Annotated in this window: 9 protein-coding genes and 1 pseudogene; 8 read left to right on the forward strand and 2 right to left on the reverse strand. The window is 67.0% G+C overall.

Annotated elements, in window-relative coordinates:
- Both JMF90_RS10505 and JMF90_RS10510 read left to right on the forward strand, forming a co-directional pair.
- Positions 1-145 (forward strand): annotated as a pseudogene (locus JMF90_RS10505) (dihydrolipoyl dehydrogenase); the annotation flags it as partial.
- 340 nt (positions 146-485) lie between these two features.
- Positions 486-1,115, forward strand: coding sequence for an NAD(P)H-binding protein (locus JMF90_RS10510; protein WP_078040834.1), 630 nt, complete (start codon positions 486-488; stop codon positions 1,113-1,115).
- Positions 1,116-1,142: 27 nt separating this feature from the next.
- Here the strand turns inward: JMF90_RS10510 and JMF90_RS10515 are convergent, their stop codons facing one another.
- On the reverse strand, positions 1,143-2,060 hold the full coding sequence (locus JMF90_RS10515) for a LysR family transcriptional regulator (protein ID WP_078040835.1): 918 nt from the start codon (positions 2,058-2,060) through the stop codon (positions 1,143-1,145).
- 128 nt (positions 2,061-2,188) lie between these two features.
- Between JMF90_RS10515 and speB the strand changes: the two genes are divergently transcribed.
- The 4 genes from speB (at position 2,189) to JMF90_RS10535 (ending at position 6,736) form a co-directional block, all read left to right on the forward strand.
- The gene (speB, locus tag JMF90_RS10520; RefSeq protein ID WP_201316795.1) at positions 2,189-3,157 is read left to right on the forward strand and encodes an agmatinase; all 969 of its coding nucleotides are present in this window, start codon (positions 2,189-2,191) and stop codon (positions 3,155-3,157) included.
- Entirely contained in the window at positions 3,150-3,614 is a 465-nt protein-coding gene (locus JMF90_RS10525) for a GNAT family N-acetyltransferase (protein ID WP_201316796.1), read from the forward strand. Before speB ends, JMF90_RS10525 begins: the two co-directional genes overlap by 8 nt.
- A gap of 462 nt (positions 3,615-4,076) precedes the next feature.
- A complete protein-coding gene (locus JMF90_RS10530) occupies positions 4,077-5,507 on the forward strand; it encodes a cytosine permease (protein ID WP_011694243.1) in 1,431 nt (476 codons plus the stop codon).
- Between the two features lie 158 nt (positions 5,508-5,665).
- The gene (locus JMF90_RS10535) at positions 5,666-6,736 is read left to right on the forward strand and encodes a porin (RefSeq protein WP_011545046.1); all 1,071 of its coding nucleotides are present in this window, start codon (positions 5,666-5,668) and stop codon (positions 6,734-6,736) included.
- 66 nt (positions 6,737-6,802) lie between these two features.
- Here the strand turns inward: JMF90_RS10535 and JMF90_RS10540 are convergent, their stop codons facing one another.
- Positions 6,803-7,759 (reverse strand): LysR family transcriptional regulator, encoded by a 957-nt coding sequence (locus JMF90_RS10540; protein ID WP_006476381.1) that lies wholly within the window; start codon positions 7,757-7,759, stop codon positions 6,803-6,805.
- Positions 7,760-7,947: 188 nt separating this feature from the next.
- Between JMF90_RS10540 and JMF90_RS10545 the strand changes: the two genes are divergently transcribed.
- Together JMF90_RS10545 and JMF90_RS10550 are read left to right on the forward strand one after the other, a co-directional pair.
- Complete coding sequence (locus JMF90_RS10545) at positions 7,948-9,258, forward strand: MFS transporter (protein ID WP_201316797.1); 1,311 nt, start codon at positions 7,948-7,950, stop codon at positions 9,256-9,258.
- A gap of 31 nt (positions 9,259-9,289) precedes the next feature.
- Positions 9,290-10,000 (forward strand): hydantoinase/carbamoylase family amidase (locus JMF90_RS10550; RefSeq protein ID WP_201325089.1); only part of this gene is annotated, 711 nt, incomplete at its 3' end.

Genomic DNA, 10,000 nt, shown 5'->3' on the forward strand with positions numbered 1-10,000 from the left:
GGAGCTGGCCGCGGCGTTTTCGCAGTCGCTGGAGATGGGCGCGCGGCTGGAAGACATCGGCGGCACGATCCACGCGCATCCGACGCTCGGCGAAGCGCTGCAGGAAGCCGCGTTGCGCGCGCTCGGACACGCGCTGCATGTCTGACGTGCGGGCTTGACGGAGCGCTGCTGCCGGTGCGTCACGCATGCATCGGCAGCGCTTGCGGCGTCTGACGTATTTCATGTTGTTCATCCGGTATCCGTTCGTGCCGGTCCCGAAACCGATCCGATCGGGTTTGCCCGTGCTCGCGCGCCGGGTCGGGAACGCGCGCAGCAGCAGCGCTGGCCGGGACGGGTTCAATCGCCCGGGACCGCACCTGACAGGCTCGTAATTTTTCGAGACGAGGGGAGGGTTGTCGCCGCCGCGTCAGCCGACGATCATGTCGGTAGCCGGAAACCGGGCCGCCTCGGGCCCGCCAACGCAGGCTGCACACGGAAAACCGGACATGAAACTGCTGCTCGTCGGCGCGACCGGACTCGTCGGGCGCCACGTCCTCGAAGTTGCGCTCGCCGACGCGCGGGTCGATCAGGTGATCGTCCTCGCGCGCCGGCCGTTGTCGCCGCATCCGAAGATGCGCGCGCTGGAAGTCGATTTCGACCATTTGCCCGACACGGCGGACTGGTGGCACGCGGATGCGGTGATCTGCACGCTCGGCACCACGATGCGGGCCGCCGGTTCGCAGGCGGCCTTTCGGCGCGTCGATCACGACTATCCGCTCGCGGTCGCGCGGCTCGCGCACCGGCACGGCACGCCGGCCTACGTGCTGAATTCCGCGCTCGGCGCCGATGCCGGGTCGCGCATCTTTTACAACCGCGTGAAGGGCGAAGTCGAGCAGGCGCTCGCCGGCGTCGGTTTCGATTCGCTCACGTACGTGCGACCGGGCCTGATCGGCGGCAGCCGCGACGAGTTCCGGTTCGGCGAGCGGCTGTTCGTGTTCGCGCTGAGCGCCGTCGCGCCGGTGCTCCCGGCGAAGTGGCGCGTGAATCCCGCGCCGCGGATTGCGCGCGCGTTGCTCGACGCGGCGATCGACGCACGGCCGGGCGTGCAGGTCGTCGCATCCGACCGGCTCGTCTGACGCGGCGCGGGCGGCGCGCCCGGCCGACTATTCGTCTGCGTTTCCGACGAGCGCGCCGAACTGCTCGGCGAGCGCGGCCGTGAACGCATCCAGCGCTTCGCTGCCGTCGGAATTCCTCGGTGTCGCGAGCTGAAATGCCACCGTGTGGCTCAGCTTGCTCGCGAGCAGCCGGCGCATCTTCCCGGCGGCGATCCACGGTGCCGCGACGTGGTCGGGCAGGAAGCCGACATGCGCGCCCGACAGGATGAAGATCACGTCGGCATCGACGTTTTCCGAAAACGCGGTCGGCCGTGCATTGCGCAGCGCCGCTCCCGACGTGTTCGTCTTGTAGAGCCGCGCGACGTTGCTCGCGCGTGAGATGTCGTCGACCGACACGGCTTTCTTCGCGAACAGCGGATGGCGGGCGCCGCAATGCAGCGACTGGTGCTCGACGAACAGCGGCGCGTAGTGCAGGCCGGCCTGGTGGCCGGAGAAATAGCCGATCGCGAGCTGCAGTTCGCCTTTCAGCAGCCGGCGCTCCAGCTCGTCGGGCGGCAACGCGATCATTTCGATCAGCACATCCGGCGCGCGCTCGCGAAAGCGGCTGACGGCCGCCGCGATCGATTCGACGACGTCGGGCGAGATCCGCTCGGACAGGCCGATGCGCAATTCGCCGAGCAACGTGCCCGAGATGTGCTGCGTGTCGCGCGTGAACACGTCCATCGCGTGCAGCAGGCGGCGCGTCGACTGCAGCACGCGTTCGCCCTTCGGCGTCAGCCGGAACCCGCCTTTGCCACGGTCGCACAGCCGGAACCCGAGCCGCGTCTCGAGCTTGGCCATCTGCGTGCTGATCGTCGACGGCGCCATGCCGAGCGTGCCCTGCGCGGCACTGAAGCCGCCGCTTTCGACGATCGTCAGAAAGAGCCGCAGCAACTGCAAATCCATGTCTCTGAGTCGGGTCAGCATGGCGATACATCGCATTTTGTGAAGTCGGCTTATGTTAGTTCATATTTTTCGTTGCATGCGGGCGCGGCAGAATCGGGCTCGAGGTCGCCAGCCGCGCGGCCGTGCCCCCTTCAGACCGGACTCCGACGATGAGCCAGAACGATTTCGCGTTCACCCGCGACAGCCTCTACGGCACCCAGGCCGAACCCAGTTTCGCGGGCGCGACGAGCTTCATGCGCCGGCGTTTCAGCCGCGATCTGGACGGCGTCGACCTCGCGATCACCGGCGTGCCGTTCGATTCCGCCGCATCGCACCGGCCCGGCACGCGCTTCGGCCCGCGCGGGTTGCGGATCGCGTCGACGGGCATCGCGTGGGCGCGTCCGTGGCCGTGGTCGTTCGATCCGTTCGACGTGCTGGCGGCGGTCGATTACGGCGACTGCGCGTTCGATCTCGGGCAGCCCGAAGCGGTGCCGGGCGCGATCGAGCGGCATGCCGATGCGATCCTCGCGCGTGGCTGCGCGATGCTGACGCTCGGCGGCGATCATTTCATCACGTATCCGCTGCTGAAGGCGCATGCGAAGGTGCACGGGCCGCTGTCGCTCGTGCATTTCGACGCGCACACCGACACGTGGCCCGACCGCGACGTGAAGCGCATCGATCACGGGACGATGTTCTATCACGCGGCGCGGGAAGGGTGGGTCGTGCCCGGACGATCGGCCCAGATCGGCATCCGCACGACCAACGACGAACCGATGGGCTTCGACATCCAGGATGCGCGTCAGGTGCATGCGTCGACGCCCGCCGCGGTCGCCGCGCGCATTCGCGAGCGAGTCGGCGATCATCCGGTGTACCTGACGTTCGACATCGACTGTCTCGATCCGGCGTTCGCGCCGGGCACCGGGACGCCGGTGTCGGGCGGACTGTCGAGCCATCAGGCGTTCGAGATCCTGCGCCACCTCGACGGGATCAACCTGGTCGGCATGGACGTGGTCGAAGTGTCGCCGCCGTACGATCACGCGGAAATCACGTCGCTGGCCGGTGCGACGATCGCACTGGAACTGATCTGCCTGTATGCGTCGCGCCGGCGGCAGAAAAAGGAACACCCGATCGATGGATGAACTGATCTGGCGCAAGGCCGTTCCCGGCGACGCGGCCGACTGCATCGCACTGCGTGCGCGCACACGCGAAAACGCGTTCACCGAAGCGCAGTTGCGCGCGCTCGGCATCACCGTTGAAAGCTGGGACGACGGTATCCGCGACGGCGTGTTCGCAGGCCATGTCTGCTGTGCGCCCGCACACATGGTCGGCTACTGCTTCGGCGACATCGGCTCGGGCGAAATCGTCGTGCTCGCGATTTTGCCCGAGTACGAAGGGACGGGGATCGGCAAGCGGCTGCTGCGGTGCGTGATCGACGATTTCGCGGCGCACGGCGTCACGTCGCTGTTTCTCGGCTGCTCGACCGATCCCGCGTCGCGCTCGTACGGGTTCTATCGTCACCTCGGCTGGACGCCGACCGGGGAACTGGACGACGCGGGGGACGAGATTCTCACGTTTCAGGTCGGGCCGCGCGGTTGATCGCATGTGGGGTCCGGGGTACGACGTCGTGGCTCTGCGTCGCGACAACGCCGACGACTGGCTGCACGGACACGACATCGAGGCCGCGCGACAGCTGCTGAACTTCCTCCCGCCGACCCCATGACGGTCGCGCCTGCTCGACCACCCCCCACCGACCCAACTTTCATTTTTCCTACATCCGGCTCGAGGCAAAACTGCGCGAGCGTGCCGCGATTGCTCGGACGATTTCGAAAACCGATCGATACCGGGTAATCACCGATATCTCCCAAGTTGTATATACAACATCATCCGCTGGCAATGTCGGCACACGTCGTGCCGGTTGCGCGCCAGCGTGCAGACCGTGCGTGCGTGGCGCATGCCGGCGATCCACGGCGCCCCGCATCCGCAGAGCCGAAAGGGCGGCTCGCAGTTTCCTGTCCCGTTCAAACCATGTGTGGTCCTGAGTATTTTGGAGATTGACCCGTGTCAACGAATTCCAGTGGAAAAGCCGGCGGACTGATCGAGGTACGCTCGATCGACTTCATTCCCGACGCCGAGCGCCACGGCGGCCTGCTGAGCCAGTTCACGCTGTGGCTGTCGGCGAACATGCAGATCACGGCCATCGTCACCGGGGCGCTGGCGGTCGTGCTCGGCGGCGACGTGTTCTGGTCGCTGGTCGCGCTGCTGCTCGGCCAGCTCGTCGGCGGCGCGGTGATGGCGCTGCACGGCGCGCAGGGGCCGCAGCTCGGGCTGCCGCAGATGATCTCGAGCCGCGTGCAGTTCGGCGTGTACGGCGCGATGATTCCGATCGTGCTGGTGTGCCTGATGTACATCGGCTTTTCCGCGAGCGGCTCGGTGCTGGCCGGGCAGGCCGTCGCGCAACTGCTGCATGTCGACGACGCGGCCGGCATCCTGCTGTTCGCGGCCGTGATCGTCGTGCTCACCGTGTTCGGCTATCGCGCGATCCACTTCGTCGGCCGGATCGCGAGCGTGGTCGGCATCGTCGCGTTCGTCTACATGTTTGCGCAACTGTTCGCGAACCACGACATCGGCGCGCTGCTCGCGAACCGGCATTTCTCGCTGGCGAGCTTCCTGCTCGCGATGTCGTTGTCCGCGTCGTGGCAGATCGCATTCGGCCCGTACGTCGCCGACTATTCGCGCTACCTGCCGCGCTCGACGTCATCGGTCGCGACGTTTCTCGCGGTCGGCCTCGGCTCGGTGATCGGCGCGCAGGCGGCGATGGTGTTCGGCGTATTCGCGGCCGCGCTGGCCGGCAGCCAGTTCGCGCACCATGAAGTGTCGTACATCGTCGGCCTGGGCTCGACGGGCGCCGTGGCCGCGCTGCTGTATTTCAGCATCGCGTTCGGCAAGGTGACGGTGACGGCGCTCAACGCGTACGGCAGCTTCATGTCGATGGCGACGATCGTCAGCGGTTTTCGCGGCAAGGGCGCGGTATCGTCGAAGAGCCGCCTCGTGTACATCTTCGGGATGATCTGCGTGTCGACGCTGATCGCGCTCGCGGGCCGTCATTCGTTCCTGAAGGAATTCACCGCGTTCATCCTGTTCCTGCTGGCGTTCTTCACGCCGTGGAGCGCGATCAACCTGGTCGATTACTACTGCTTCACGCGTTCGCGCTACGACGTGCCGGCGTTGTCCGATCCCGATGGTCGCTACGGCCGCTGGAACGTGATGGCGATCACGATCTACGTGGTCGGTATCCTGGTGCAACTGCCGTTCATGTCGACGCACCTCTACACGGGGCCGCTCGTCGATGCGCTCGGCGGCACCGATATCTCGTGGATCCTCGGCCTCGTCGTGCCGGCCGTGCTGTATTACGTCGGCGCGCGCGCGTCGCGACGCAGTATTCCCGAGCGCCTGATCCTGCCGCTCGAACGCGGCGAAGTTCATCACTGACCACGCGTCTCGCGCATCGGGCCGGCACGCCGCCGGCCTGAGCGCCGAGTCGGACGTAGCCTGCGTCCGGCTCCATCAACACATTCCGATATCCCGCGATACCGGTGCGGCGTTCACGCCGTGCCCGGTGTCGTTTCAATCTCGACCTATCAAATAGTATGACTAAGCATATTGAAACGCGCGGCATCGATTGCCGGGTGCGGCCGGTTCACGCCGGTTTTCGTCTCACGGTGGCGCTTGCCTGTGTCGCCGGTTCGGGCACTGCGTCCGCGCAGGACGGCGTCACGCTGTACGGCGTGATCGACGAATTCGCGCAGGTCGTGAATACGGGCAACGGCTATACGGCCGCGATCAACTCGGGCGGCCAGTGGGGCAGCCGGTTCGGATTGAAGGGCGGCGAGGATATCGGCGGCGGCCAGAAGATCGAGTTCGCACTGGAAAACGGCTTCAATCCAAATGACGGCTCGCTCGCGAGCGCCGGCAGCCTGTTCAACCGGCAGGCGTGGGTCGGCATCGCGGGGCAGTGGGGCAAGGTGCGCGCGGGCCGGCAGAATTCGCCGCTATTCAACGATCAGGGCGGGCAGGATGCATTCGGCGGAGTCACGCAGGCATCCGGTATGGACAACCTGACCGTGTTCGCGTTCCGCACGAGCAACACGCTGTCGTACCAGAGCCCGGAGATCGCCGGTTTCCAGGGCGGGCTGTACTTCGGGTTCGGCGATGCGGGCGGCGTGCGCTCGGCCGGCTCCAGCCAGCAGTTCGACCTGACCTACGAACACGGTCCGTTCGGCGCATTCGTCGCGGGCCAGTGGTTGAAGAACGCTGTGGCGACCACGACGGATCGCACGATCATGGCAGGTGCATCATATGCGATCGGCAAGGCCACCGTGTATGGCGGCTTTTCCGCGGTGAAGTGGGCCGACCTTGGAATCGATTCGCGTGTGTACGGGCTGTCGGTCAAGTACCAGTTCAACCCGGCCAACTATGTCGCGCTCGGTTACGCGTACCTGCACGACCAGTCGTCGCAAGGCAACCACGCAGATCAACTCGGGCTGATGTACGAATACGACCTGTCGAAGCGCACGAGCTTCTACGGCGCGCTGTCGTACCTGCGCAACCGCAACCAGGCCGGCTACACGCTCGCCGGCGCGGCGAACCCCGGCCTGCCGCTCGCGTATCCGGGTGCGAATGCGCGCGGCGTGCAACTCGGCATCGTGCATCGCTTCTGATGCATGCGCACGGAGCGACGCGCCGGGTCGTATGCGCCCGGCCGTGCTCCGAGCGCATGCGCGCTGTCATTTCCCCAACCGCTCCGCCAGCGAATAGCGCTGCATGCAGCGCTCCATCGCGTCGAGAAACGCCAGCTCGGCGGCGTTCATCTTGCGGTCGCGATGCCACAACAGGAACACGTCGACATCGACGAGCCCGTCGTCGGGCGGCAACCGCCACAGCCGCTGCTGCGCGATGTCGTCGCGCACGATGTGCTCGGGCAGGCAGCCGATCCCGTAGCCCGCGAAGATCAACCGCCGTACCTCCTCGAGGCTCGGCGACGACGCGACGATGCGTCCCGTGAAGCCCTTCTGGTCGCGGAACACGGTGAGCGGCGACAGGCTGTCGCCGATCTGGTCGCTCGTGAACGACACGAAATTCTCCGCGAGCAGATCGTCCATCCGCAATTGCGTCTGCCCGAACAGCCGGTGATGGCGGCCGCAGTAGATCGCATAGCGCTGGCGCAGGAAGCAGCGCATCTCCAGCTTGTCGTGCGGCGTGCGGCACAGGCCGAGCCCGGCCGTGGCCGTTTTCTGCAGCAGCGAGGAGAGGATGTCGGACGAGCGCATCACTTCGATCTGCAGATCGATACGCGGATATGCGCGGTGGAAATCCGCGAGGAATTCGTCGTAGACGGGCGATTCGATGCGGCTCACCGTCAGCAGCCGGATCGAGCCGGTCAGGTCGGCCGTGCTGTCGTCGATTTCGGTTTCGAGGCGCGAGATGCCGCCGTAGATGTCGCTCGCGATCCGGTACACGGCTTCGCCGGCCGGCGTCGGCGCGAAATGCGCACCGCGCCGCTCGATCAACCGGCGCTCGAGCGTCTCTTCGAGCCGACGCAGCGCCTGGCTCACGGCCGGCTGCGTGACGTGCAAGCGGGCGGCTGCGCGGCTCACGCTGCGTTCCTGCATGATCACCAGATAGGTGCGCAGCAGATTCCAGTCGAGGCGGTCATTCAGGAACGGGGCGAGGTCGGGGCGCATCGGGTGTCCGGGCAGCAGTGATCAGGCATTAGTTGAATTTATATCGTGAATAATAACTTGAAATTTGACTAATGATTTGCGGCCACCGATAAAGGAGGGGCGCCGCAGCGTGCGGCGCGAGGCCGCGACAGACGGCCGCCGTCACGATATTGCGTGCCGCCCCGCCGCGGCGCGCGTCAGGAGCCCGCATGACCCAGTCCCTTCCTTCCGCCCGCCAGCCGGCACGCGCCGCGACGGCCGCGTTCATCGGCACGATGATCGAGTGGTACGACTTCTACATCTACGCGACCGCCGCCGCGCTCGTGTTCGGCGAACTCTATTTCCCGTCGCACGACCCGTTCGTCAGCACGATGGCGTCGTTCGCGACGTTTGCGGTCGGCTTCTTCGCGCGTCCGCTCGGCGGCGTGATCTTCGGCCATCTCGGCGACCGCGTCGGCCGCAAGAAGGCGCTGATGACGACGTTGATGATGATGGGCGTCGCGACCGTGTGCGTCGGGCTGCTGCCCGCTTATTCGAAGGTCGGCATCCTCGCGCCGGTGCTGCTCGTCGCGCTGCGCGTCGTGCAGGGCATCGCGGTGGGCGGCGAATGGGGCGGCGCGGTGCTGATGGCGGGCGAGCATGCGCCGCAGGGGCGCCGCACGTTTTTCGCGTCGTTCGCGCAGCTCGGCAGCCCGGCCGGGCTGATCCTGTCGCTGATCGCGTTCCGCGCGGTCACGTCGATGGACAAGGCCGACTTCCTCGCATGGGGCTGGCGCCTGCCGTTTCTCGCGAGTTCGGTGCTGCTCGTGGTCGGCATCCTGATCCGGCTCGGCGTGAACGAGTCGCCGGAATTCGCGCGGGTGAAGGAAGCCAACCGCACGGTGAAGCTGCCGGTCGCGGAAGTGTTCCGTTCGGCGTCGGGGCTCGTGCTGCTCTGTATCGGCGCGAACACGATCGGCATCGCGGGCGTCTATTTCACGAACACGTTCATGATCGCGTACACGACGCAGTACGTCGGCGTCTCGCGTTCGCTGATCCTCGACAGCCTGTTCGCGGTCGCGATCATCCAGTTCTTCGCGCAGCCGCTCGCCGCCTGGATCGCCGAGCGGATCGGCGGCGCGCGCTTCCTCAAGCTCGCGGCGCTGCTCGCGATGCTGTCGCCGTATCCGATGTTCATGCTCGTGCAGGGCGGCACGTCCGCGTCGCTGATCGCCGGCATCGCGCTCGCCGTGGTGTGCATGGCCGGCTTCTATTCGGTGATCGCGGGCTTCGTCAGCGACGTGTTTCCCGCGCACGTGCGCTATTCGGCGATCTCGCTCGCCTACCAGATTTGCGGCGCGATCGCGGGCGGCCTGACGCCGCTCGTCGGCACGTGGCTCGCACATCGCTTCACGGGCCAGTGGTGGCCGCTCGCGGTGTTCTACACGTGTCTCGCCGGTATTTCGCTGCTCTGCATCGTCGCGCTCGATGCGCGCCGCGCCGCGCGGCCGGCCGCCGCCGAAGCGCTCGGCTCGCACTGACCTTCAACGAACGAATCGATCCGGAATGCATATGAAAGACCTGCTGGAAATCGACGGCGCCCGCCTGTGGCAGAGCCTGACCGACATGGCGCGCGTCGGCGCGACCCCGCGCGGCGGCGTGCGGCGCCTCGCGCTCACCGGTGATGACCGGCGCGGGCGCGACCTGTTCGCGCAATGGTGCCGCGACGCGGGAATGACGGTGAGCGTCGATGCGGTCGGCAACCTGTTCGCGCGGCGCGACGGCGCCGATGCGCAGGCAGCGCCCGTGCTGATCGGCAGCCATCTCGACACGCAGCCCGAAGGCGGCCGCTTCGACGGCGTCTATGGCGTGCTCGCCGCGCTCGAACTCGTGCGCACGCTGAACGACGCGGGCATCGCGACCGACAGGCCGCTCGAGATCGTGTCCTGGACCAACGAGGAGGGCGCACGCTTCGCGCCGGCGATGCTCGGCTCGGCCGTGTTCACGGGCGCGTTGCCGCTCGACGACGCGCTCGCGAAGCAGGACGCCGACGGCGTCACGCTCGGCGCGGCGCTCGACGCGTGCGGCTACCGCGGCACGCGAGCGATGGGCGGCGCGGTCGACGCATATTTCGAGGCGCATATCGAACAGGGGCCCGTGCTCGAGGCGAACGGCACGACGATCGGCATCGTCACGGGCGGCCAGGCGATCCGCTGGCTCGACGTGACGGTGACGGGCGTGGCCGCGCACGCGGGCACGACGCCGATGCCGTATCGAAAGGAC

Source organism: Burkholderia sp. E168m23 (assembly GCF_016586125.1).
GTDB classification, from domain to species: Bacteria; Pseudomonadota; Gammaproteobacteria; order Burkholderiales; family Burkholderiaceae; genus Burkholderia; species Burkholderia orbicola.